This is a genomic window from Bacillus sp. AFS073361, assembly GCF_002567005.1.
In the GTDB taxonomy this organism is placed as follows: domain Bacteria; phylum Bacillota; class Bacilli; order Bacillales; family Cytobacillaceae; genus Neobacillus.
In genome coordinates, this window is the sequence record NZ_NUZU01000039.1 from 1 (window position 1) to 26679 (window position 26679).

A 26679-nucleotide genomic window follows, 5' to 3' on the forward strand; every position below is an offset into this window, starting at 1 on the left:
GCAATCCCGTGTCCGCCATTTGCAAACATAGCGGCGTAAACCAATGATGTTTCTTCCAATTCCGTGATGCCTTCGCTGTCTCGTAATAGATCCATCAACATTTGAATACCGGCATTACTTACACGTGCCGCCCGCTTCATGGATGCAATTTCTGCTTCATTTTTCACTGACTTTAATTGCTCAATAATTGTAGAACGCTGAACATCTGCATCACCGAATGCATTATTTATTGGGAACCAGAATTCTAAATCCATATACGTATAGCCACTAATACCAATTTTCTTTGGTTTGTCTTTCGCCGCACGTTCTTTTAGGAATGGAGCCCATTCAGAACGAATTTCCCGGATATCGCCTCCCATAACACTCATGGCTGAACTACCATGTGCAGAAGGAATTTCGCTGCTTGGAAGGAAGAAAACAGGATCACGGTCAGGCACCAAGTACATTAACATCGGCTGCGGATAAACCCCATCGATTGTTCGATAATTTACCAGCCAGCGGATATTGGACATGCGGTAACAATCCCCGAATACGATTAAAGCATCTAGACCTTCATCCACAATTTTTTGTTTTGCAATTTCAACTCGGGCTTTGTATTCTTCATTCGTGATCGTTTCACCTGGTCCCTGGAACTCTCCATAACGGATTAATTCTTCAAATCTATCAGGCAACCATTTTAACGCTTTTTCTGAAATCATTTTGTTTATTCCCCTCTCAATATTTTTTTAATTATTCAGTGATTCTTTCGTTATTAAGAGACCCTGTTTTATTTAAATTCTGATTTAAGTGCCCACGCTGTGTAGGCTTCAACGGCATCTACATTTGTTTTGTCAACAACAACAGTCGGAACATTCTGAATTTTATCGATGCTATATCCTAATATTTTAGTCATGAAAACCGATTTAATAAACTCACGTCCCATGTCAACAGGACCAACATTAACTGTAGCTGTCAACTTTCCTTCACGGATAGAATCAAAACCTGATTGAAGACCGTCAGCTCCGATAACCATAATACCCTTTTTACCATCCCAGAATTTCAAGCCGCGTGCTTCCACTGCTTGTACGGCTCCAAGAGCCATTTCCTCATTTTCTCCATAAATCAAATCCACATTAGGATGTGCTTGGATCAAATTCTCTGCAGCCTGCATTCCTTTGTCGCGAACATAATCACCACGCTGTTCTCCCACAACTTTCATATCAGGATATTTCTTTATAGCCTCGAGAAAACCAGCTTTACGTGAGGTGGACCAATGCCCTGGCAATCCCCAAACCAGTAGAATTTTTCCTTTTCCTTTAAGTTTTTTTGCTGCATACTGCCCTACTAGGTATCCAGCCTGATAATGATTGTTATAGCTGATTACCGATGTCGCTTTTAAATCTTTTTCATCCCACATCTCTGCTGGCATATTGAACATAAAGATGGATGTTCCCTGTTTCATTGCTTTCTCATAGACAGCATTCATGGAGTCAAAATCACCAGAAGAACTAACTAAAATCGCATCAAACCCTTTAGAAGTCCAGTTTTCAATGGTTGCAACTTGAGATTCCACGGATTGATGCTCACTTGGTGCTGACATCTCAAATTCAATTTTCACACCGAATCGATCACTTAATTCATTCATCATGGTGTTAGCCCCATGCTGTATAATATCGTAAAATTCTGAAGCTGCTGGAGGTGTAAATCCAATTTTGAGTGTTTTTCCTTTTGCTTGTTCCCTCACAAACTTCTCAAAATTCCCATCGCCCCATTGATAAGCGGTACCGCTAGAAGCTGTACCCGATGAGGAAGCGGTCTCATTTTTACTTTTACAACCTGACATAATCAGAGATGCAATGAGGACGAAGATGATTAAAAGTTTCATTGACATTTTTCTAAATGACATGTGCTTGAACCTCCCCTAAATTTTCTAAAGCATTATTTGTCAAGTATTCACTATAATTTCATGACTAAGAATAGACACTATTCACCTCCTTTAAATCAAGCATTTTTATAATTTCCTTTAGGTTTAAGAACTTTTTTCTCCTTTTCCACCCAATGTATTAATTGTTACAGCTACAAGAATAATGGCACCAATAACCATCGTTTCCCAATATGGATCTACATTTAATAGATTCAAAGAATTATTGATTAGAGATAAAATAATAGCCCCGAATACCGTTCCAATTAGACTTCCTTTACCGCCTGTCAAACTTGTACCTCCGATGATTGCAGCAGCAATGGCTGTTAACTCGTAGTTCTTTCCCATTTCCGGGTGAACAGTGGCCAGACGGGAAGCAAGGATAATACCTACAATGGCAGCGATTAATCCAGATAAGGCATAAACCTTAATCCGTAATAAATCTACTTTAATACCAGATACCCTTACCGCTTCCTCACTACTTCCAAGCGCAAGCACGTGACGACCAAACCGCATCTTCCGATAGACAAATAGAAGAGCAATGAATAGGATTAATGCAAGTATGATAGGAAACTGCACATTCAAGATTCGCCCTTGTCCCAGAAATTCGAAACCACTTTTCATATAATTTCTGAATGGTATCGCCTCAGTCCAAACATAAAGAATACCTCTGACAATAACCATCATGGATAGTGTCGCAATAAATGGCGAAACGCTTAATTTGGTTATGACGAGTCCGTTCACGATGCCAATAATTAGACCGAGCAATAAACCGCCTATTATTGCAAAAACGATGTTTACGTCATTAAAAAGTAAACACGCTGTCATACCGCCAGAAATCCCGACGATCGATCCAACTGATAAATCAATACCACCTGTAGATAGAACATATGTCATACCAAAAGCCAATATCATGACGAATGCGGATTGCTGAAGTACATTCGTTAGATTGATATAGCTTAAAAATCGGTCAGAGGCAAATGACATGACGATAATGATGATCGCTAAGAAAGCAATAAGCCCGATGATTTGTCGATCCATTCCCAATTTCCTATGAGAAATTGGAGATATGCCTGGCTGAGAATGGATAATTGGTTCTTGACCATTATTTGCCAATTTCGTACCCTCCTTCATTAAGTGCTACTTTATTTATTGGTTAACTCGGATTAATATTAATGTGTTTTCGCCGATGTAAAGCGTTCTGCCCCTACTGCTGTGACGATAATCAAGCCTGTGATGATCAAACGATAGAACTGATTTACGGCTAAAAGATCCAATCCATTGGATACAAGGGCAAGGATAATGGCACCTCCGGCGACACCAACTACATTCCCTTTCCCTCCAAACATACTGGTTCCACCAATTACTGCAGCAGCGATGGCATCCAATTCATAAGAAGTACCCATTAGCGGCTGTACAGAAGTAAGACGTGAAGTTAACAAAATACCAGCAACCGCAGCAAGTAAGCCTGATAGCGCGTATACGCGAATTTTGATACTTTCAGTATGGATCCCCGAAAGATGTGATGCTTCTCTGTTAGATCCGGTAGCGATAACTTTTCGTCCAAAGGCGGTTGAATGAAAAACAAAATGACAGATAATAAAAACTATAACCGTTATCAAAACAGCCATCGGTATTCCTGCAAAACTTCCCTGGGCCAGAAACTTAAATCCAGGTGAGGTCAAATTTCTAATTGGCTCATCAGACGTTAACAGAAATAATAGTCCGCGAGCTATATAGAGCATAGCGAAGGTGGCCAAAAACGGTGATATGCGAAGTCTCGTGATGATAAAACCGTTAAATGCACCGATTAATGCACCCATGATTAATCCGGCCAAAATAGCGATAAACGCGTTTGTACCGTGCATCATCAACCATCCCGTAATCCCTCCGCAAAGACCCAGAACGGATCCCACCGAGAGATCGATGCCTCCCATCGATAGAACAAACATAGTTCCAAAAGCAACAATCATGACAAATACAGATTGCAAAAGTAGATTTGAAATATTCTCAGCTGTAAGGAAGGTCGGGGATGTAATAGATAAAAAGATAAACATTAGTAAAAGAATTAATAATACTCCGATACCTTCGAGTTTAAAAAATGATAGCGGTTTCTTTGATATAACCAAATCTTTAGTACTCATCCTGTATGACCTCCCGAAGCGTACATCATAATATTCTCTTCTGTAGCTTCCTCACGTGAAAACTCTTTAACAAATTGGCCTTTGTGCATGACATAGATGCGATCACACAGCCCCATCAGCTCTGGTAGTTCGGAAGAAACCAGGAGAACCCCTCCTCCATTTTCAACAAATTCCGATATGAGGTTGTAAACTTCCACTTTTGCCCCAACATCAATACCTTGGGTTGGTTCATCAAAGATTAACACCTTTGGTTGTGTGAAGAGCCATTTTGCCAGAATGACTTTCTGCTGGTTCCCACCACTCAAAAACTTTACCTTTTGTGTATCTGTAGGCGTTTTTATCCGCAGACGCTGAATATAATCTTTGGCAATTTCTGATTCTTTCTTTTTCTTAAGCACAAACTTATTGGCTAAAACTCGTTCCATAGATGCCATTGTAATGTTATGCTTCACCGAAAGGTCAATTAACGCACCGTGTGTTTTTCGATTTTCAGGAAGAAGACCAATACCAGCTTTTATGGCATCCTTTGGAGAACGTATTCTGTAAGACGTTCCTTCCACTTCCACTTTCCCTGAATTGATTGGATCTGCACCTACAACAGCCCTTACTGTCTCCGTCCTGCCTGAACCGGCAAGTCCAGCGATCCCGACAATTTCTCCTTTGCGGAGATTGAAGGTAATATCTTTCAGTATACCTTCCCGATATAAATCGGTAACGCGCAATACTTCCTCACCGAATGGCACTTTCTTTTTAACAATATAATTGTCTACCTCTCGGCCAACCATCATCGCAACGATTTCATCAATATTTGTATCGCTCTTGTTCACGGTGGCAACATTTTTTCCATCACGCATGATGGTCATGCGATCAGCAAGCAGGAACAACTCACGCAAGTGGTGGGAGACGTATATGACTGAAACACCCTGTTCTTTCAAATTTCGAATGAAGTCAAATAATACTTCCCTTTCATGATCAGCAAGTTGAGCGGTTGGCTCATCCATAATGACCACTGAAGCCTGAACTGAAATCGCTTTAACAATTTCGATTACCCGGTTTTTCAAAGCACCAAGTTCTCTAACTGGCTTATGAAGATCCTCTACCGTTGGAAAGAATTTTCGGTATAGCTTTTCAGTTTCCTCATACATGGCTTTTTCATCCATTGATTTAACTCCAGCTCCCTTAACGATTTCCTTACCAAGGTATAGATTCTGAACTGCAGTTAAATCAGGTGCGAGAGTTGGCTCCTGAAAGATAGTGCTGATTCCAAGTTCCTGAGCATGTTTTATGTCTTTTATTTCAACGACTTTTCCCTTTACTCGAATCTCTCCGCTTGTCTTTTGGTATAACCCAGAAAGAATCTTAATGAGAGTGGATTTACCAGCACCATTTTCTCCAACTAAAGCAAGCACTTCTCCTTTGCGTACATCTAGAGAAACTCCATCGAGGGCCTTAACGCCTGGAAATTCTTTAGTGATTCCAGTTAAAGAAATTAGCACTTGATCGTCTTTCACTACCATCTGTATTCTCACTCCTATCTAATAATAGATTTACCTCTAAAAACCAGGGTGCAATATTAATCTTAAAAGCACTATTTTTTCATTGTTCAATATTTCTTTTAAGTAATCCCCTTCTTTCTAAAAACAAACAAGATGATTTTTTTGTTTATCCCATTTCTTGTTTATTTTTGTGTTATTAATATTTGCTTGTTTAAAATATATCCCATAATGAAAGCCCTAACAAGGTGACGATATTTAGGTTAGGGGGGTAATATTCTGTTAAGTTATAAGGGTGAAAAATATAAATGAATATAAACTACTAAGTTACCATAAATACAAAAAAGGAATCCCTCACCTAATATGAGGGATCCCTGAATCGGCTACACTTAACTGGACAAAAAAGATAAGGGCAAGTAGATTTCGGATTAAATCTGGACATACTGCTATTAATCTCAAGAGGAACCGTCTAGAAACTTTATGTGGAGAGGCGGGTATGCTAGCCTTGTTGGGCGGAGCCAGGTATTTTTATTAGCTGGCTTTCTGGGCGGGAAAAGCATGCCCGCAGAGGCTTCATGTCAAATTTCGGCATTATCCCACTATTTTGGTAGTCTACTACATCTTATTCAGTTAAGGAGAGAATAAAAGATAAACAAAGTCAAATATCGGGTTCATTTAAAGAAAAAGACAACAGAACCCCAGAAGAAAATGAATTGATTCAACTTCGTAAAGAAAACCAGCGTTTATTGATAGAGAATGATATTTTAAAGCAAGCTGCGCTGATACTAGGACGAAAGTAAATGTGATCAATAACAATCGACACAAATACTCGATATCAGCATGTGCGACGTCCTACAACTCCCAAGAAGCACCTACTATTATGAAGCAAAACAGCAATCCAACTCAGAGGATGTACTTACGGCTGCCATTATATAAATCTTTCTTAAAATCCGTCAGAACTATGGTACACGTAAAATTAAACACGAGTTGAAAAAACTTGGTATTATGGCATCCAGACGACGTATTGGCAGAATCATGAATGAAAATGGGCTATTATCAAGATATACAGTTGCCAAGTTTAAGCCTCATGTTGATAAATGCAATGAATCCGAAGTTAAAAATGAGTTGAATAGGAAATTCGATCAACAGAAGCAATTATCTGTTGTTGTAGTAAGTGGTTTAACATACGTAAGAGTCGAAAATCGATGGCATTACATATGTTTATTTGTCGATCTTTACAATCGTGAAATTATCGGTCATAGTGCAGGTATTCATAAAGATGCAGAACTTGTTTATCAAACGTTATCAACAATTAAAGCCGATTTAACGCAGATACAACTATTCCATACAGATCGAGGTAATGAATTTAAAAATAAAACAATTGATGAGGCTCTGGGCACGTTCGAAATCAAACAGTCATTAAGCATGAAAGGCTGTCCATATGATAACGCAGTTGCCGAAGCAACTTTTAAAATAATAAAAACGGAGTTTGTAAAATGGCAGTATTTTGAAAGTTTAGAACAGTTGAAGCTAGAATTGGATGATTATGTGCATTGGTTTAATCATATTAGAATTCACGGAACTCTAGGTTATTTAAGTCCTATTGAGTATAAAAAGGAGCACCTTAAAAAAGTTGTCTAGTTTAGTGTTGACATACCACCCTTTATAATAAGTTTATAATAAATGATAAGTTCCTAATGCTAATATTAGTAGCCAGTTTTACCTTTATAAAAGGCAACATTTTCTATCGTTATTAAAGGTGCATCTAATTCGATATAATCAGGGATTTTTTCCCCCGCTAAAGTTTTTGCGGCCGCAAAGATTCCCATTGGCATTACGATTGGATACGCAACGGTTGCATCAATTTCACCAGATTCAATTGCTTCTAATGCTTTTTTTTGTCCGTCAACACTGACTACTATTATTTCATTTTCTCTACCAGCAGCCTTAATTGCCTTTATCGCACCCATAGTCATTACGTCAGCATGCGAAACGACGGCATCTATTTGTCCTTTAGGAGTCCGCTGTAAAATGCCCTCCATCATTTGTTCGGCTTTATCTGTGGAGAAATCAGCGTGTATACTATCTATAATTTGAATATCGTTATAACCTTTAAAAGCTTCTAAAATCCCTTTGTGCCTATCAATAGTTGTAGTAGAAAAAGCAGTACCTTTCAATTCAATTACATTGCCTTGCCCTTTTAACAAATTGACAATATGCTGCCCGGCTTTTCTGCCAACTTCAACATCATCAGCCTTTATGAGTGATAATACATCAACAGGAGTCCATCGATCGATTGTAATAATCGGTATTCCAGCAGCTCTAGCCCGCTCTAGCGCTGGATTTACGGCATCTTTTTCTACTAAATCAATTACAATGACATCTACTTTTTTGGAAATGAAATCATCTACAATGGAGGATTGGATAACAGGGTTACTATCTCCGTTTCCAATGACTAATTCCATTTTAGGAAAATACTTTCTTACTGTTTCTGCAGCCATTATTCTCGTCCCTAATCCATATGGAAAGAAACCAGAAACAATGAGCCCTACTTTACCATTAATAGATTCCCCAGGTGCCTGTAATGTCAATGATTCCTGACATATGTCTCCACAAAACATGCCAAAGTCTATGGGTTCTTCGCTCTTTTTTGGGGAATGATTATATTTCACTTTCGTTTCTGTCTCGTTATATACTGGAGAATCTTTTCTCTTTACATTTCTCTCACAAGTCGATACGAATAATAAAGCAATTACTAAAATTAAAAACGTATAGCCTCTTAATGATTTCACTACTCTTTTCTCCCTTTTGTTTATTCCAAAGCTATTTATAATTATTAATTTGGAAAATGGTGCTCAACAACTGATAATATGAGGATTGTCCCCCTTATCCGAATACTGCAACCTTGAGGCGGTGAGTAATTTAAAGTAAATTAAGAATAACTAAAGGAATTTACGTTTTAATGGATAGCTTTATATTTCTTCTTAAATTCCGAAGGCAGACTTCCCCACCTTTGCTTAAATAAGCGGCTAAAGTGTTTAGGATCTTGATACCCTACTAACTGGGCGATATCAATAACTTTTAAGTCTTGTTCGAAAAGCAATTCCTTAGCTGTTTCCAAACGAAGATCTGTAATGTAATCAAATACGGTTTTGCCAGTTTGCTTCTTAAAATACTGACAAAAATAAGTGGGATTCATATAAATATAATCAGATATGTCTTGAAGGGTAATCTTTTTACTAAGATTCTCGTTTATCCATTTTTTCGCCTTCATGATTGGAGTAAGTGCAGGATCTTGGTTATAATCAAGTTGTTTTTGATGAATGTTGATAAAAGTTTGTTTTACTAATTTTTCTAGTTTATTCATATTAGACTCAGTTTTTATAGCTTGTAATATTTCATCAAAATCTTTTAGGCTTAATCCCGCTTCAGTTTCTTCCATATTTACTTTGAACATAAAAATGATCAAGTACTCTATTGCATGTTGGATTACAATCGGGGAACGTAACTTTTTAATTTTATTAAATAACTCGCTTATTTCCTTATCTATTTTATGTGTGTCTGACCGTCCAAGCATTGTTGTAAGTTTACTTGCGAATTCCTTCATGTTATTAGCGGCAACCAAATGATGATCATCAGTGCCTTTCAATTTGTGAAGTAAGCGAAAGGAATAAACTTGGTTCCCACCATAAATCATTCTCATCCGAATTAAAGAGTGTAGTTGTCTTTTCATTTCTGGCAGTACAAATAAATCTTCGAAGAGACTACTTTGAGCAATTGAAAAGCTAAAAGGAGTATAATTATTTAGGCATAATTTCAGTTTTCTAGAAAAAGTATCTCCTGCTACAATAAAATCAGTATACTCTTTACTAGAACTGTAAAGCAGCACCCAAAAATGTAATCCTCCCTCTCTCCACCACCATCCCAACTGTTTATGTTGTGAATTTTTATATTCCTTTACTACTTCATCTATAATATTTTCAGTCGCAAAGGCAAAAGCTCCCCAGTCTTCCTTAGAGTATTCATTTGATTTAGAGGGAAACTCATCAACACTAATAAAAAAAGCCTGATATAACCCATTGGGGAAATCCTTTATCCAATACATAGTGGCAATGTCTTCTGTTTCAGATGATATGGATTCACTTAAAAGCTGCGTCTGTTTTGTTAAGGTCAGCATTTCGGATTGCTTTATTAATTCTTTCAATTTATGATTAGTTGTTCTCTTCTCATCAATACGTTTTTTTACTTTTTGAAGCACTTCAAAAAATTGTTTGCGGTCAATCGGTTTTAAAATATAATCAAGCGCTCCCTCTCGTATAGCAGATTGCACAAACTGAAAATCATCGTAACCGCTTACAATAATAGATAAAAAATTATTATCCCTGTTCATATTTTTGATATCATTTATTAGTGTGAGACCATCCTTTTCTGGCATTTTTACATCTGTAATCAACAAATCAAATTCCATTCGATTTCCCTTTAAAAATTCAATAACTTCAATACCATCGGAAAATATCCCAACAATATCCCATTGGTCTCCGTCCCTTTGTAGTAATCGTTCCAAACCATTACGAATTTTTGCTTCGTCATCTACAATAATTGTTTTTATTTTATTCATGGAAGTAATCATCCTCTCTTCTTTCGTATTTTATAACTGCTTCAGCCCCTTCTATAACTGGAAAACGAATGATAATATTAGTTCCATTACCACTCTCAACGGTAAGTCCATATTCTTCCCCAAACAACATCATGATTCTAGCATGCACGTTAATCATCCCAAAACCTGAATCACGTCTGCCAATAGGGTCCGATTTTAATAGACTATGGATCTCTTGCTGTGTTTTTTCATCTATTCCAGTCCCGTCATCTTCAATCCTTATGATGACATCCTCCGTTCCTTGAAGTGCACCAGGAATGGTTCTTATAATCACCCTAATGGTAAGCGTCCCTCTCCTAGCTTCGAGGCCATGCTTAATACAGTTTTCTATAATAGGCTGTAATATGAACTTTGGGGAGTATAATTGATGTAAATTAATATCCGATTTGATACTAAAGTTCAGTCGATCCTCGAAACGGAACTTTTGGATTGTTAAATAATTCTCAATATGTTCCACTTCCTTTTGAAAAGGAACGATACGATTCTTATTTCCTAAGGAAAATCGCAGCATCCTGCCTAGTAAAGTGACCATTTCACTAACGGTATCATCATCGATTGTCATACTTATGGTTTCCAACGTATTGTACATAAAATGTGGATTAATTTGTGATTGAAGTGCATATAATTCCGCTTGTTTTTGACGTATTTCAATATGAAAATTTTGTTTAATCAGCTCTCGAATTTTGGATATCATGGAATTAAAGCTTTGAGCTAATATTCCGATTTCATCTTTTGAGTCTACTTTAAGATCGACATTAAAATTTCCCTTTTCGACATCTTTCATTAATCTACTAAGCTTATAAATGGGACGACTTACTCCCCATGCCGTAAAGGCAGAAATGATAACAGTTCCCAAGCTAATAATCACAAAAAACACAAGCGTTACACTTTTAATGACATCTGCCTTTTGAGTTATATATTTCATTGGAATTTTATAAACGATTACCCAATCCATTTTCTCTGATTTACTTACACTAATAAGTTGCTTTTCACCGTTGGAATTGGTACTAAAACTTCCTTTTAAGGTAGGATAATTGGAAATGTCTTCGACCATTCCAATATGTGTAGGGTCCGAATGATAGATGATCTTTCCCTTCTTACTCATCAACAACAATTGCGCTTCATTTTTCTTATTAATATCCTTTAGAGTATTCTCAATAAAAGATAAATTAACAGCAATGGCTAACGTTCCGATATCCTTCCGATTTTCATAATCTTTAATCTTTTTGGTCATGAGAAAAAATGATGGCTTGCTCTTAAAACGAAGGTCTACTTCATCCTGTAAAACAATCGATTCGTTTCCTTTAAAAGATGGTATTTTTTTAAATCCAGAAGAATAAGGGAGTAACGTACTTGAAAAGAAACGATCATTTGACCATAAAAACACACCTAAAACAGGACTTATATCTGTTAAATAGGTATTGGTCAGATAACTGTTAACTTTGTAGTAATCTATTTGTAAGGCCGATTGATTAATATATGTATCTTTTCTCAATACTGATATAACATCGTTTGAGTTATACAGAAGTTCGGGTAAATTTTCTAATTCGGACATTTGATTATCAATATTTTTATTCATCTGATCTAAAATCTTCGGAACATTTTCCCCCACTTGCTCTTCAATTAATTTGGTATATTGATTATAAGAAAAGTAAACAAGCACTGTTATCGGTATTAATGTTAATAAAATATACGTTATAATGAGCCTTTTTCTAAGTTGATAATTTTTTGGACTCCACCAACGAGAACGTAACATTTTAAAAATCATATTGGTTAATGTTTTCCTTCGTAAAAAGAATAGGTTCTCCCATAATAATTTCATTATCTTCCACCCTTATGCTTCCTATATTAGGGATTTCTTGTTTATCAGTAGGAAATTGGCCATTTAGTAAGTTCTCCGCTAATGCAACTGTTAGGTACCCAAGCTTTTTGGGACTCCAGAGAATAATATCCTCTATATCTCCTGCCATAATATATTTCCTCATGTCATTAGGTAACGAGAGCCCCAAAACTTCGACATCCATTCTATTTGCTTCCATAACAGCCTTGGTAATAGCAGGAGTAGCTAATGGACTTACACTTACGATTGCAGATAAATTCGGATATTTTTCCAAAAGTAATTTAGTATTTTGATAAGAAATATCATAACTATTGTCATTGACCATAATGCTATCTAACTTTAATTTTGAATAGTATTTTTCTTGTTGGATTTTCATCCATTTGATCCATTTTGTTGTATTAGAAGAGGAATAGCTGTTTGTAATTATCGCATATTCCCCTTTTTCATTTAAACGTGCTGCCAAGTTATTCATTAAAGTAGTTCCTAAGGTGTCGGGCCTTACGACATTGACATAAAAATCCCTTCCTGTTGAATCTGTATCAGAATCCCAGGTTATAACCTTAATTCCTTTTTTACGAGCCTTGTTTAGTACAGGTAACAACTTAAATGGATCGGTCGCAGAAACGGCAATGACATCAACTTTTTTATCTATCAATTGTTCAATTACTTCTGACTGTTTACTTACATCATCTACTTTCACACCTGTAAATATTAAGTTAATGCCTAAATGTTCAGCTGCTTCCTTAGCTCCTTTTTCAGCTGCATCATAATAGGATGAATCACCTATAAATCTTGGGACTAATGCAATTGTGTGACGTTTAATAGGATTTTCTATTTGTTTATCTTTTGTTTCTTTGTCTTTTTCAATATAGATCACTTCCTTGGAAGAATGATCCGTTTCACAACCACTTACCATTAATATAAAAACAAGTAAAAAGTAGACTAATCGCATAGGTTCCCTCCAAAAAAGTGATTACATTAATCATAAAGCTACTTTCGATAAGGTAAAACTATTCCAATTTTAAATAATTTCTGATAATTTTCTATAAAAATTGTATTCGATTACATAATGGTCGTCTAATCGATTTCAGACATAATTTTCTTCCATTCAACTGCTTATTTTTTTCATTCGAACAATCAATTCATTCATTGGAACAAAAAAAGTATGTTTTAGTATAAAAATAAGAGATAGCAATGGCTATCGCTCTAGCTTTGTTACGCACTTAGCTGCGTTTTGAATAGATATAGGGCGGATGTCCCCTCAATTAACCTTTTATTTCGCTTGCATCGAAAATTTGTACCTGGATTGGTTCACTTAATAGTTCAGGGAAGATATTAACCAAGTTTTGAAAATAAGGGGTGCTTCGTGAACACCAATCGCCGCTTCCCCCCCCCCCCCGCAGCGATAACCTATGGAATTGGACTAACCCAGTGTTTTGGTGCAGGGACTTTTGAAATTTTTTGCGACCCCGGATGTAATGTTTTTCCCATTCGCTTACCCCCTTGATAAGTTCCCATAAAAAACAGAATCATAAAAACGAACTCCTTTTAAAAAGAAGTTCGTTTGTCTACCAGCATAAAATTAATGACTTCCCTAAGTTTTAAGGAACTATATTCTCAGCAACTTCACTAGATACTTCTATTGAACGATATGGAAACAAATTCGTTAAAGCGTAGTATACAATCGCCCCAACAAGCGCAGATGAAGTAAAACTTAAATCAATGCCGCCGACGACAGATACGAATGGACCGGTGAAAATGCTGGTACTTGTAAACAACAATCCAACAATCAATCCAATCGTCCATGAAATAATAGCAGGTATATTAAATCCGCTAGAGTACCAATAGCTGCTTGACGAAGAACTATTGTGTAAATCTAATGGTTTATACCGCCCTTTTACCAAGTAATGTCCGACAAGATTGATCGCTAACCAAGGTGAAACACCTACGATAATGATAATAACAAACCCGTCGATTAGGTGTATCATATTGGACACATCTTGAACTCCGATAAATACCAAGAGAAAACCGACAATTGCCATAATTATGGTGGTTGTTACCCGTTTGAGCGTCCATCCGAGGGATTCGAGAGAAAGTCCGGCACTGTATAAACACAACCCACCGTTCGGCAGAGCACCAAATATCCCTGCAATTGTAATTGGAGCGATCCACCATGATGGAGCCCCCCCAATAATTCCTGTTACGAATGGGGTAGATAAATCCTTCACCGTTGACATCATGAATGATGCAGGTACCATTGCTAACCAACACCCGACAAACATTCCAAGGGATGTGGCCCCTGCCAATTTCGTCGAACTATGACTATTGGGAATATATCGGCTATAATCCCCAACAAATGGAGCATACGAAATAGGAACCGAAGCGATTACCAGCATGGCGAGTGCCCAAGTCGGCCAAAAACCACCTAATACATAATGACCACCTTCATAACTAACGTTGAACTTTGAAGCAAATATAAACACAGATAGAATGACAATACTTCCTACAAGGTAGGTTCCTATTTTTTCAAACAAAACTACTACTTTATGACCCATTATTGCTACAATAGCGGTTATGACACTGACGATGATACACCCTATCAATAATGTACCGGTTCCTTCTGACCAGCCAAACAACCGGTGACCTCCCGCGGCGAAGGCTTGAGCCCCTGTCCAAACCATAAGAGCATAGAAACCAATCGCTATTACAATATTAAGAAACGAACCAATAATACGTCCCTTTACCCCAAAATGAGCTCCACTTGCTAGTGCCCCATTCGTACCTGTTCTCTGTGACAAAATGGAAATTGGTCCGATTGCAATCGAGCCAATCGCAAGCCCCACCGTCATTGCCCAAAATGCTGCCCACCAGCCAAGTCCGAACACAATCGGTAATGAACCGATTGCCATAATGCCAAAAGCAAACTGCGAACCACATAGGACGTAGAACACATTGGATGCCTTTGAATTCCGCTCATTCTCCGGAATCATATCAACACCGCGTATTTCAATTGAAGAATGTTCTTTCATCTTAACCGTTTGGTTGCTCAAAATACATACCTCCGTTTAATGGTCATAATTTCTTTAAAAAGTACCATCTCTCGCAAAGAAGTTGTATTAAATCGCAGTAGAGTGATTCCATCTTTATTCAGTTTTTTCCATATTCAGTGATACAAAAGCATCCTTTTACCACAAGGGAATAATTAGTTTAGTCAATCAAGCTAGCTGTGGTTTAGCAGCTTTCATTTCATCGATCACAATGTCTCCATCTTTTACAATTAATTTACCGTCTAGATATAACGTACAATTTTTCATTGGTAAATCAAGATGGCATGGGGTATCGTTGTTCCCCCCTAACTCAGAGTTTGGCCCCAAGGAGAATAAGACATTTCCATAAAAGGCACGCCCATCCATGCCAAACACTTGATCATCGAAAGCGAGACTATGCCATTGTGCCCTTTCGTTAAGTCCCCAGCCAATGTGGGATATCGCGTAAGCTCGCGGGTCATTAAAACTTTCGATATAATCCCTCATCAGCATGGCGTCAAAACCGCCCTCAATGCCCGTAACAAATCCACCTTTTATCGTTAACTTTACTTGGTCTTGAAAATATCGGTTAAACGGGAAAAATATGTCGCCTTTATCCAAAACTACTACCCCGTCCACTCCGCCATCATTTGATGTGGCAGCAGAAAAACAACTTGGCAAGTGGTCCCATCTGCCTGGTTCATCAGCAAAACCGTATTCCGTAAGGATTGGATATTGACCTAGCTGATAGGTAACATCGCTGCCTGCCTTATTGGTGAATCTTAATTCTTTTGCATTCCTTAATAATTGGGTTGCATATAACACTCTTTCTTTGTCGCTTTCCTTTGGAAACATTCTTTTAATTACATCGAAAGGTTCGACCACCAACAGAATTCTTACTCCTGCATCCTGCAGTTCCAATTGTTCTTTAGAAAAAAGGAGGAGAACTAAGTCAATAACAAGGTCGGCTTTCTTCAAGCATTCAACTGCAACTCGGTTATTGGTTAACGGTGTAATGCCAAACGAACCAGAAGCTCCTTGTTTAGCTGGCGGCAGTTTCAATTCAAAGGCGTTCGCCCCGATCTCGGAAGCTGCGGTCAGGAACGCTTTCGCATAATCTGCTCTAATCTCGCCCGAGGTTAATACCGCCATCGTTTCAGACTGCTTTAATTTACACAATTCAAGTTGTTTTTTAAACAGAGAAACCATTTCTTGAAATTCAACAGTCATTTATTAACACCTCGTTTATTTTTTTGTAATTCCTTCTATAAATGAAACAATATAATCAACTGTTTGTTCTGGTGCATCTTTATACACCATGTGGCTTACTCCTTTAACCCTTTCAACCTGCATCGAAGGGTTGATCGTTTTCAAAACTTGAAGTTCGTTTTCACGAATGGTATCTCCATGTTCTGCCGCTAATAGGAATGCAGGGACTGAAAGCATTTTAATATATACTTGAAAAGGCTCCAATAACAGAGATTGGTAGGATTCAATAATCGCTGGCAAACTATTATTTCGATATTCTTCCGCTCTTTCAGCTATTTGTTCATCTGTAAATAAAGGAAAGAAGCTTCGGAATAATTCCATATCCCCTTGATCAACAGCCTCCTTTTGTTTTAAAAACATCGACAATGGATTAGGATAGATCTCTCTTTGTCCTGGTCCGTTAATAGGAGGATCGATTAATACGATTCCGGAAATGAGAGACGGATATTGGCTGCCAAATGCAGCCGCAATTCGGGCTCCCATCGAGTGGCCAACCAATACTGGACCAATGGGATTATCTGTTAAAGCGTTAACAATATTCAGTAGGTCCTCTGTATAATTTTTTAATAGATAGCCTTCCTTAGGACGATCGGACTGCCCTCTTCCCCTGGCATCCATTGATAAGGAATAATAGTTTTCAGGCATTAAATTTAGGACTTTTGCAAATGAAAGGCTGTAACTAGTAATTCCCGGCAAAAAAATGACGGGGGTACCAGCCTTATCTCCTTTAGTAATGAGGTGAATTTTTGCATTTAGACCGTTTACAAAAAGGTCCCCAAAAGAATGATTTTGCTTCATATTTATATCTCCTCTCAGGCGAACGAACCTAAATTAAAGCTCTATTCTTCTATTAAGCGACTTCCATTTTTAACTAGTGATTACACTTCTTTTGGAAGACCAATAGATTTACGTATTTGGTTCATAAAAGGTGTTCGGTCGTATTCATGGTATAGACGCTCACGAAGCAATGGAGCTGGGAGTGCATTGACGTTTTCAAAAAGACCAACACGACCGGCATGAGAATCTGTGGTAATATCCCAAATAAAGTTCATCAATAAGTTTTTCTGCTTGGATGTTAAATCCCGTCCAACAAGAAGTTCCTCCAGTTTCCCGCCAATAAATGGATGATCATAGTCTTTTTCAGAGAATCTCATGACCAATCCCTGTCCGCATAATTCCTGAAGATGATGGATAATCCGCGGATAGTGTGTAATTCCATAAAGGCGACCGGCGGTAAGCATATTGACATCTGGCCACATCACGTCATCTTCAGTTGGTTTAGCTAGTTCTTCTGAGGCCAATACATATGCTCTCAAGGTTTGAGCATACTGAATCACTTCTGATACGATAGAACGTACACCCGGAATCTTCCCTGTTCCCAAAGCATCAACAATCAACTGGGCAGCTCCGGCATACATTTCCGCTTTGGTAGCCAAACGAGAGAGAATATGCCAGTGCGCTCCTAATACAACCCCTCCATATAATTCATTAAGTTCTGGTACTCCATAGTTAAAAATTCTCCACTTTTCCACGAAAACATTATCAAAAATCAAGAAGGAATCCATTTCTTCTCCTCGTGATTTGACCGGGTGATCATAGGTACTTGCCGCATCGCAAGAGACTGTTTCCCGACAGACAATATGAATACCTGGTGAATTTATCGGTACTGATAACCATAATGACTCTTCAGGTAACAAGCCAGGACGCATCAGATTAGAGAGGATCATCTCATTTCCTTGGGACGAAATGGAACCTACCGCTTTCGCTCCGCTAATATAGATTCCTTCTTCCGTTTCCCTCACCACCCGGAGTAAAGCAGGAGTAGAATCGCCGCCTTTTATTTGGCTCCCCAATTCGACATCAAACAGGCGGGCACCAGCTGCCGCGGCTTTTGAACGGTCATTTTGAGGATCAACTAATACCTCAGGACCGATTACGTTATTTTTTTGGGCATAGTCAATATAGTGGAGGACATTATCTGCATATTCAGGCCTTTTGCTGCGGAACTTTGAAAGATATGCCGCCATTCCCACAGGCACGAGAGGCGCCAAATCAAATGGGCGGCCAAACACCCCGAAGGTTTCCTGAGCAATATAATCCGTTAATTCCCTTCGGCTTTTCAAATCTTCTTTTGTTCTAGGAATCATCCAGGCTTTGGTCACTCGTTCCCCTATGTCTGACCTGATGTACGTTAGCTTATCCTGTGTTTCTGGGTTATGCTGGGCATCAAAGATGTTAGCCATAATATTTATACCACCGCTAGTGGCTGGGTGAGTGGTTACATCCTGAATCAGTTCACCCTTATAATAAACGGTCCTGTCATCACGAAGACTCTCCTTATACATCTCGCCTGTTTTTAAATACTTTGAAACTACCGAAATATTTTCCATCCTTCTCCCCCTAAAAAATATTTGCGAGAATCCTTACCTATCACATTTTGAAGTTAACAAAGTTTAAACAGCTTATTATATTAGCCTCAAGTTGCTAAACTTGTCGAATTTATCATAGATAAAGTCTAAGATTAGTTTCAAAAAGTGTCAATATTCTAATAAATTCGCGCAATATAGTATAATGAAATGAACAATTTAACTTAGTATAGAAAGAAGCTGGTTAGCTATTTCTAATTCAATTTCCTTAGGAACTGCTGTAGACACAGACTGAAGAAACTCTACAGTAACCCTATCTTTAAAAATACAATTAATCACAGCCTGGTCTAAATTCATTTCAATAAATTGATTGGCAGGGAAAATAATTGCTTTAGTAAAGTATTTGTTAGTAGAATTTTTCAGATTGACCCAATACTCCCCTGCAGGCGGCAGAATGAGGGCCGTATCTGGCACAAATAGTCCTTTATCATCATTCAAACTCTTGACAATCCTGCCGCACAATTCGTGTTGTTTCCCCATAAGATCAGAAGCAAGCTTAAGATCACCATTATTTATCGCCTGGCGCACTCTAGTGCTGGAGATACGCTCATCAGCCAAATGAGTAAATTCGAAAATATCCGTCTCAAATCCCAATCTGGCACCTATTTGTTTTAAAACTTCGGGGGTTCCTGAACCTTTATGGCCAAACCTAAAGTCTTTTCCAACGAAAAATTTTTTAGGGTTTAAACCCAATAGAACGCTGTCCACAAAATCATCGGAGCTAATGGTTGAAAAGGTATGATCAAAAGTATATTCAATGAGGATATCGACTCCAAGAGCAGCTATTCTCTCCGCTCTGGTGTATGGACTGGTAATAAGAGACGATGGTAATTCAGTGTTGTTAAAAAAGGTTTTCGGTAGAGGGTCAAATGTTATGACAATCGTGGGGTAGTTATTTTTTTTACCCTCCAATACAGTACTTGAAATTAATTGCTGATGGCCTTTATGTACGCCATCAAAGGAGCCAATCGTTATATAAGAGCCATGTTTTAATTCTGCTAAATGCGGGTTGAATAGATTTTTATAATATTTCAGGATTTTCCCTCCTCACTATCCATTGTTTTAGTTATAAGGGAATCCAAACTGGCCTTCTTTTTCATTAATCAAAAACATTTAAGGCCTAAAGCGTTGATTGAAAAAGTTTTACTTTTATTAAAGCTGTACATGACCCCTAGGGTATTTAGCAGATATTGTTGTTATGATTTCCTCGGTAGTTAATACATCGGCATATTTCTGGCGCATATCGATAAGACTTTGTTCATGGGATGCTAATGAACGATCCCCTACCGCATCCTCCACAACGATAGGTCTGTATCCGTATTGCAGCGCATCAACAGCTGTAGCACGAACACATCCACATGTTGTACAACCTACAATTATCACAGTATCAACATTCTGTGCATTCAGACGTGCAATTAAATCGGTCCCAAAAAATGCTGATGCATATTTCTTAACAATTAAGCCGTCACCATAACGAAAATCTAATCTGGGATCAACATTCACTGCACTGGTACCTGCTTTTAAAGTCTTTAGTCCCTCCATCTTCTGGTACCATAATCCTGAATCAGCAAATGTATCATCATCATAAGAAATGGTAGTAAAGAATACCGGCAGATCCTTATTACGGATAATTTCCAAAAGTGCATTTACTTTATTTATTTGCGGGGTTAACTCAGAACCCATAGGCATACTAGGATCAGTAAAACCTTCAATCATATCAACAACGATCAAAGCTGGTTTCTTACCAAAACCCAATAATTTTCCAAAACCTCTTTCTTTATACAATTCCTCATCACCTTGATGATGCACCACAACAACTCTCCCTCCATAACCCTCCAAGATTGGTAACATACCAATCTTGGAAAGTCATTCACTTGAATTAGTTCCTTACAGCTGTATTAAATTCTCCAAATTGTCTATTAAAATGAAGCAAGGGTGATTTAGATTCACCTAATATCACATCTTCCACGAACCCAATAAAAATAGTATGATCACCAGCTGTCACTGTTTGTTCAACTCTGCAATGAACATTGGCTAGAGCATTTTTGACATCATAATTAAAACTGCCCTTACTTTCTGCAAACTCCTCAAAAAACTTTGGTGCACCTGCTTTTGCCCCAGATCTTGCTACGTCAATTTGATCCTCAGCAAGCACGCTGACACTGAAACGTTGGTTATTAATTATCGCTTGTGTACTAGCTGCTTGTGTAGCTAGGCTTATTAAAATTAAAGGTGGCTCCATTGAAATTGAACAGCACGCACTTACAGTTAAGCCCCAAGGCCGGCCCTCGATTTCAGTCATGACAATTGTTACTCCAGTAGCAAGCCGGCTCATCGACTCTCGAAATTTATTTTTTACTTCATCCATTATAATTCCCCTCCTCAATTGGAAGTTTAGAGATGATATCCCCTGATAGCAGCTTACCTGCATTTGGCACATACGGGTGCAGATCAAGAGTTTTAAGAATGTTGTATACGGTTGCAACAGCTGCTGAAAGCACTGGTTTTCCAATTTCATTCTCAACAAGTTGAATTGCTTCTAATGAAGGCATCTGAACACAAGCGGATAAGACAACCGCATCAGCTTGGCTAATATCTAATTTTTTAACAATCTCTAGCAAACGCATAGGGTCTTGACGTCCAACTTCTAAATTATCTGGGATTTCCAGACTAATCGAATCTGTTACTTGTATGCCGCTTGCCTCAATATAGTCAATCACCTGTTTCGTTAAAGGCTTCATATAAGGGGCAATAATAGCGACTTTTTGAGCTCCTAATGTTTTAATGCCATCTACCAGAGCACCAGCACTGCTAATAACCGGTGTAGCTGCTCCATTTTCTTTTGTTGCATTAAATAGGCGCTGTTCAGATTCCATATGATAACCGGGCCCCTGACACATAATAGCGACAAGGCATGCATACGCAAGAACATCACATCTAGCATCCGAAAGTTCGACAGCGCAGCGGTCACTTTCTACATCCATTGCTTTTAATTCTTCTTTTGTAACATGTTTCATTCGCATCCTACTTGAGTGAAAAGTAAACGACAAATTCGGATCAACTTGTTCTCTCCAACGAAGCATTGCTGGAATTTCCGTTTCCATCGTTGTATTGGAACTAGGAACAACTAATCCTATTCGGTAATTTGTTTTCATTTACACGCCTCCAAAATAGTTAAAACCTATTAAGCTATTATTCTTATAAACTTCACTTACAAAGGAAGTCCGATCGACTTACGAATATGGTTCATAAATGGTGTTCGATCATATTCATGATACAAACGCTCACGAAGCAGCGGTGCCGGCAAAGCATTAACGTTTTCAAATAGAGCAACGCGGCCTGCGTGGGAATCGGTAGTAATATCCCAAATGAAGTTCATCAATAAGTTTTTCTGCTTCGAAGTTAAATCGCGTCCAACCAGTAGTTCCTCTAATTTGCCTCCAATAAAAGGATGTGCATAATCTTTTTCAGAGAATCTCATGACCAGTCCTTGTCCGCATAATTCCTGGAGATGATGGATTATTTGCGGATAATGCGTGATACCATAAAGGCGTCCAGCTGTAAGCATATTGACATCCGGCCACATAACGCCATCCTCAGTCATTTCAGCTAATTCTTCAGAGGCTAAAACGTAGGCTCTTAACGTTTGAGCATATTGAATCACTTCCGATACGATAGAACGAACTCCTGGAATTTTTCCTGTTCCAAGTGCATCCACGATTAGCTGTGCAGCACCGGCATACAATTCAGCTTTGGCAGCTAGACGGGATAACACGTGCCAGTGTACTCCTAATACAACGCCGCCGTACAATTCATTGAGTTCTGGGACACCATAATTGAATATTCTCCATTTTTCTACGAAAACATTATCAAAAATTAAGAAGGAATCCATTTCTTCTCCGCGTGATTTAATCGGGTGATCATATGAACTGATAGGATCTGAAGAGACCGATTCACGGCAGACAATGTGGATGCCTGGTGCATTGATAGGAACAGCTAACCAAAGAGATTCTTCCGGTAACAGCCCTGGACGCATAAGATTGGAGAGAATCATTTCGTTACCTTGGGAAGAAATCGAACCTACTGCCTTTGCACCGCTAATATAAATCCCCTCTTCAGTCTCTTTCACTACCCGGAGCAATGCAGGTGTGGAGCTGCCTCCTTTTATTTGGCTTCCTAATTCAACATCGAATAGGCGGGCACCTGCAGCGGCTGCTTTGGAACGGTCATTCTGAGGATCTACTAGTACTTCTGGACCCATCAAGTTATTTTTCTGAGCATAGTCGATATAGTGAAGAACATTTTCAGCATATTCTGGCCTTTTACTGCGGAATTTCGAAAGATGTGCGGCCATACCCACTGGAACAAGAGGAGCTAAATCGAATGGTCTGCCAAACACACCAAAGGTTTCCCGAGCTACATAGTCAGTCAATTCTCGGCGGCTCTTAAGGTCTTCCTTCGTTCTTGGAATCATCCAAGCTTTACTGACTCGTTCACCTGACTCTTGATTGATATACGTTAGCTTATCCTGAGTTTCCGGGTTATGCTGAGCATCAAAGATCTTAGCCATAATATTGATACCGCCGCTAGTAGCTGGATGAATGGTCACATCTTGAATTTTTTCACCCTTATAGTATACTGTCCGGCCATCACGAAGACTTTCCTTGAACATTTCACCCGTTTTCAAAAACTTTGATACTACCTGAGTATTTTCCATTTGTACTCCTCCTAAAAATAATAGAAAATCATGAACACCGATAGTTTGAAGTTATCAAAGTTGTATTATTCCTTTAAAAGTTAACTCAATCTACCAAACTTACCAAAGCTTCCATGGTTTTATTTTATCTCACTGCACTATTAGTGTCAATATTCAATATTATTAAATTTTTCTAAAAATAAATAAAACCATGATTACCTAAGGATAATCATGGTTTTATTCAAATGCGTTGCTCATGGTTTCATACCATTAAGAACCTTATCCAGATTCATTACGTCTGCATACCTTGCGTTTAAATCTAATAATGTTGAGTTCTGTAGGGTTTGATTTCGATCTCCTACAGCCTCTTTAGGAATGATTACTCTATAACCTCTTTGAAGAGCATCTACTGCAGTGGCTCTTATACTCCCACTTGTAGTTGTCCCAGCTAATATTAATGTATCAATTTGTCTATCTTTCAAGAAATCATCTACTTGATCATCGTACAAAGAAGATATATATACAGTCGCGTTAATCAAATCATATGGATAGTCAGATAAATCTGGATGAATATTGACCCATGTGCTTTCGCGGTCTAAAATTTGAAGCGAGGGAAATTTTTCACACCATAATCTAGAAACCTTATTTTTAGTTTCATAAATCGTTTTACTAAAGATTATTGGAATCTTATCGTTAAGAGCTTGTTCGATAAGTTGTTGGGTGGCAGTGATTTGATGATCCATTTTAATAGCTAATTGGGAATGCGGTTCAGTAAATGCTATGGTAAAATCCCGAATTAACAGAGCAGGTTTTGTACCAAATCCAATTTGTCCGGAAAACCCCTGATTAGAGAAAAGCTGTTGAACCTCATCAAGAATATATCGCCTTTGACCGCCAGGGGTATAAATAACCTTTAAGCCATATTCTTCAATATTTCCATTTTTCTCCATCCGTCTTAATGTACTCGGCGACACTCCCAATAGCTTGGCAGCGTCAGATATATTTAACAGGTTCTCAAACATATGTAATCCTCCCGGCTTAAGTCAGCAATAAACTTTCTAAAGTTACAATAAATTATCCATTATGTATTAAACTTACCATAATTATAGCATAGCAAATTAATTACTGGAACTTATCCCCAATAAATAGTAGGATATTCTAGTATTTTTCCTACATGCGTTTGCTTACTTAAATATTTTCACTATCGCTTATAACTTATGAACACTATAAGAGGCCTCTCACAGTCTTGTGAGAAGCCTCTTAATTCGGGGACAGAAGAAACTCAAATAGATGTAATCTATTACATCAAGTGTTAGTTTACCCTTTACTTTTGGAAAAATCAGAACTAGATGTAGTAATCCTTCTGTATTTACCTGGCGGGTTACCTGTTAATTTTTTAAATAGAAGATTAAAATAATTTGGATTCTCATAACCAATGCTAGATGCGATTTCTCTTACAGATAGATTAGATTGCTTAAGTAATCGTTTTGCTTCTTCTATACGGCAATAAATCATGTATTGTATGGGAGGCACTCCCATTTCTTCCTTGAAAACATGAGCTAAATGGTAGGGGCTTACATAAACTAGATTAGCCAAATCAGTTAATGTCAGTTCTTGTCTAAAATTTTCATCAATATATTTCTTTACCTCAAGGCAGACTGGAGAAAAGGAATGATAATCGGAATCTTTCAAGAGACGAGTAATTTTAATAATAACGGCTTGTAATATTAAAGAGATTACGACTTGATATCCAGCATGTTTCGTCCGATATTCCCTTAAAATATCTTTTAAGTAGTTTTCAATCTCCTTTTTTTCATCTGTCAAATGAATAATAGGTAGATCATTAGAAAAGGTTAAACAACCTTTTTCATTACCATTAATATGCAGATTCGAAACACAGATATTAATCCCTTTGAGAGGTTTGTCTGTACAAGATTTACTTTCGATATGACTAAAAGGGGGAATAAATATAAGGTCTCCTTCTTGTCCGATAAAAGGTTTTTCTTCATAGATGAACTCTCCGCACCCCTGTTGAATATACACAATCTCTGTATAATTAGGATCGGAATGTTTTTTAATCCAAAATGGACTGATTTCATTTATTCCTTTAATATTGATAAACTGGGGAGTATTTAAAAAAACAGAAGACTTTCCCACGCCGGTATGTCCCCTTTCATTATAAATAGCATTCTAAGTAATCCATTGACTAGATGTACACTTGACTGCTTTATTTAATAAATAAGGAGCTCTTAAAGTAAAAGAGGCTCTAGAACTTGAGCCTCTTTATTTTCACAGCTGGTTGTTTATTTTACGGCACCTTGAATAGATTTTTGGTGATTTTATTTACCATGTATCTAATACATTTTCTTTCGATTTTTTATGATAGTGCTTCAACAATTTCCTTCATATGTTTAATAGATTGCTTTGTGAAGTCATCAAAAACATTAGCTTCCCCTTGAAGGCCTGAAGCCACATAAGGATTTGATACGGCAGGTAGGAACTCCATCGTAATATAACCCTTATAACCAAGTTCTTTAAGCAGTGAAATAACTGGTGCAAAATTTGTTTGTCCTAGTCCCGCTGCCTCCCTTGTATTATCAGCGATGTGGACATGGGCAAGATAACGTGAAATCTTCATTATCGAATCCCTCATATCTCGTTCCTCTATGCTCATGTGGAACAGATCCGCCATAACCCCTACACCTTCTACATTCACTTCCTCCACAAAACGTAAGGCTAAGGTTAGGTTATTAACTAAGTAGGTTTCATAACGATTTAATGCTTCAATGGCTATGGTGATTCCTTGTTCCTTCGCATACAGCCCTGCCTCTTTCACACTTTGAATGGCATTATTCCATTCTTCCTCAAGCGTCGTTTCTGGGCTAAGTTTACCAACACAAGTAGGAACGACAATTAGAGTTGATGCATGTAAAGTCTTCGCTAAATCAACCGATCTTTTCACATATTCGACTGCCTTTTTTCTAATTTCGTTGTTTGGTGAGGAAAGATCCCTTTCAGGGGTAAAAATTCCACAAATAGAACTGCATTCAAGTTCATACTTTGATAAAAGTTCTTTCGTTTCCTCAATATCAATGGTATACGGCTCGCCAGCGAGTTCGACACCTTGATACCCATATTTCTTCAGCCTTTTTATGCTATCTTCTAAACTTTCATTTCCGTATATCCATTGTGTGGCACTATATTTGAACATTTGAATTCACCTCTTAG

General features: G+C 37.9%; 21 protein-coding genes and 1 pseudogene. 1 reads left to right on the forward strand and 21 read right to left on the reverse strand.

Annotated features, from left to right (window positions below; all coding sequences use genetic code 11):
• The 5 genes from COJ96_RS20455 to COJ96_RS20475 all read right to left on the reverse strand — a co-directional run.
• The coding region (locus tag COJ96_RS20455; protein WP_180230197.1) for an aminopeptidase P family N-terminal domain-containing protein at positions 1-698 on the reverse strand (698 nt) is incomplete at its 3' end.
• 68 nt (positions 699-766) lie between these two features.
• On the reverse strand, positions 767-1885 hold the full coding sequence (locus tag COJ96_RS20460) for a sugar ABC transporter substrate-binding protein (RefSeq protein WP_098575644.1): 1119 nt from the start codon (positions 1883-1885) through the stop codon (positions 767-769).
• A gap of 123 nt (positions 1886-2008) precedes the next feature.
• Positions 2009-3016 (reverse strand): ABC transporter permease, encoded by a 1008-nt coding sequence (locus COJ96_RS20465; protein WP_180230198.1) that lies wholly within the window; start codon positions 3014-3016, stop codon positions 2009-2011.
• Between the two features lie 56 nt (positions 3017-3072).
• Positions 3073-4044, reverse strand: a complete 972-nt coding sequence (locus tag COJ96_RS20470; RefSeq protein ID WP_098575646.1) for an ABC transporter permease — start codon at positions 4042-4044, stop codon at positions 3073-3075.
• The gene (locus COJ96_RS20475) at positions 4041-5561 is read right to left on the reverse strand and encodes a sugar ABC transporter ATP-binding protein (protein WP_098575647.1); all 1521 of its coding nucleotides are present in this window, start codon (positions 5559-5561) and stop codon (positions 4041-4043) included. Before COJ96_RS20475 ends, COJ96_RS20470 begins: the two co-directional genes overlap by 4 nt.
• Before the next feature lie 590 nt (positions 5562-6151).
• On the opposite strand from COJ96_RS20475, the pseudogene COJ96_RS20480 reads away from it, so the two are divergent.
• Positions 6152-7178 (forward strand): annotated as a pseudogene (locus COJ96_RS20480) (IS3 family transposase); the annotation flags it as partial.
• A 65-nt stretch (positions 7179-7243) separates the two neighbouring features.
• On the opposite strand, the gene COJ96_RS20485 reads toward COJ96_RS20480, so the two are convergent.
• The 16 genes from COJ96_RS20485 to COJ96_RS20560 form a co-directional block, all read right to left on the reverse strand.
• Entirely contained in the window at positions 7244-8329 is a 1086-nt protein-coding gene (locus tag COJ96_RS20485; protein ID WP_098575649.1) for a substrate-binding domain-containing protein, read from the reverse strand.
• Between the two features lie 167 nt (positions 8330-8496).
• The gene (locus COJ96_RS20490; RefSeq protein ID WP_180230199.1) at positions 8497-10155 is read right to left on the reverse strand and encodes a response regulator transcription factor; all 1659 of its coding nucleotides are present in this window, start codon (positions 10153-10155) and stop codon (positions 8497-8499) included.
• The gene (locus COJ96_RS20495; RefSeq protein WP_098575651.1) at positions 10148-12016 is read right to left on the reverse strand and encodes a sensor histidine kinase; all 1869 of its coding nucleotides are present in this window, start codon (positions 12014-12016) and stop codon (positions 10148-10150) included. Before COJ96_RS20495 ends, COJ96_RS20490 begins: the two co-directional genes overlap by 8 nt.
• Complete coding sequence (locus COJ96_RS20500) at positions 11952-12986, reverse strand: autoinducer 2 ABC transporter substrate-binding protein (protein ID WP_098575652.1); 1035 nt, start codon at positions 12984-12986, stop codon at positions 11952-11954. Before COJ96_RS20500 ends, COJ96_RS20495 begins: the two co-directional genes overlap by 65 nt.
• 649 nt (positions 12987-13635) lie before the next feature.
• Positions 13636-15084: a purine-cytosine permease family protein gene (locus COJ96_RS20505; protein WP_098575653.1), complete on the reverse strand. Its 1449-nt coding sequence runs from the start codon at positions 15082-15084 to the stop codon at positions 13636-13638.
• A 165-nt stretch (positions 15085-15249) separates the two neighbouring features.
• Positions 15250-16290, reverse strand: coding sequence for a 2,5-dihydroxypyridine 5,6-dioxygenase NicX family protein (locus COJ96_RS20510; protein ID WP_098575654.1), 1041 nt, complete (start codon positions 16288-16290; stop codon positions 15250-15252).
• A gap of 15 nt (positions 16291-16305) precedes the next feature.
• Positions 16306-17127 (reverse strand): alpha/beta fold hydrolase, encoded by an 822-nt coding sequence (locus COJ96_RS20515; RefSeq protein ID WP_098575655.1) that lies wholly within the window; start codon positions 17125-17127, stop codon positions 16306-16308.
• 80 nt (positions 17128-17207) lie between these two features.
• The gene (locus tag COJ96_RS20520) at positions 17208-18719 is read right to left on the reverse strand and encodes a 4-hydroxyphenylacetate 3-hydroxylase N-terminal domain-containing protein (RefSeq protein WP_098575656.1); all 1512 of its coding nucleotides are present in this window, start codon (positions 18717-18719) and stop codon (positions 17208-17210) included.
• A 195-nt stretch (positions 18720-18914) separates the two neighbouring features.
• Positions 18915-19793 carry an FAD synthetase family protein gene (locus tag COJ96_RS20525; RefSeq protein WP_098575657.1) on the reverse strand — a complete coding sequence of 293 codons (879 nt, stop codon included), beginning with the start codon at positions 19791-19793 and terminating at the stop codon, positions 18915-18917.
• 114 nt (positions 19794-19907) lie between these two features.
• Complete coding sequence (locus COJ96_RS20530) at positions 19908-20567, reverse strand: isochorismatase family protein (protein ID WP_257148576.1); 660 nt, start codon at positions 20565-20567, stop codon at positions 19908-19910.
• A gap of 67 nt (positions 20568-20634) precedes the next feature.
• Positions 20635-21123, reverse strand: a complete 489-nt coding sequence (locus COJ96_RS20535; protein WP_180230200.1) for a flavin reductase family protein — start codon at positions 21121-21123, stop codon at positions 20635-20637.
• A complete protein-coding gene (locus tag COJ96_RS20540; RefSeq protein ID WP_098575660.1) occupies positions 21116-21910 on the reverse strand; it encodes a maleate cis-trans isomerase family protein in 795 nt (264 codons plus the stop codon). The genes COJ96_RS20535 and COJ96_RS20540 overlap by 8 nt, the downstream gene beginning before the upstream one ends.
• A gap of 56 nt (positions 21911-21966) precedes the next feature.
• A complete protein-coding gene (locus COJ96_RS20545; RefSeq protein WP_098575661.1) occupies positions 21967-23472 on the reverse strand; it encodes a 4-hydroxyphenylacetate 3-hydroxylase N-terminal domain-containing protein in 1506 nt (501 codons plus the stop codon).
• A gap of 233 nt (positions 23473-23705) precedes the next feature.
• Complete coding sequence (locus COJ96_RS20550) at positions 23706-24473, reverse strand: isochorismatase family protein (protein ID WP_098575662.1); 768 nt, start codon at positions 24471-24473, stop codon at positions 23706-23708.
• A 295-nt stretch (positions 24474-24768) separates the two neighbouring features.
• Positions 24769-25608 carry an AraC family transcriptional regulator gene (locus COJ96_RS20555; RefSeq protein ID WP_180230201.1) on the reverse strand — a complete coding sequence of 280 codons (840 nt, stop codon included), beginning with the start codon at positions 25606-25608 and terminating at the stop codon, positions 24769-24771.
• A 220-nt stretch (positions 25609-25828) separates the two neighbouring features.
• Positions 25829-26662: a sugar phosphate isomerase/epimerase family protein gene (locus COJ96_RS20560; RefSeq protein WP_098575664.1), complete on the reverse strand. Its 834-nt coding sequence runs from the start codon at positions 26660-26662 to the stop codon at positions 25829-25831.
• Between the last annotated feature and the right edge of the window lie 17 nt (positions 26663-26679).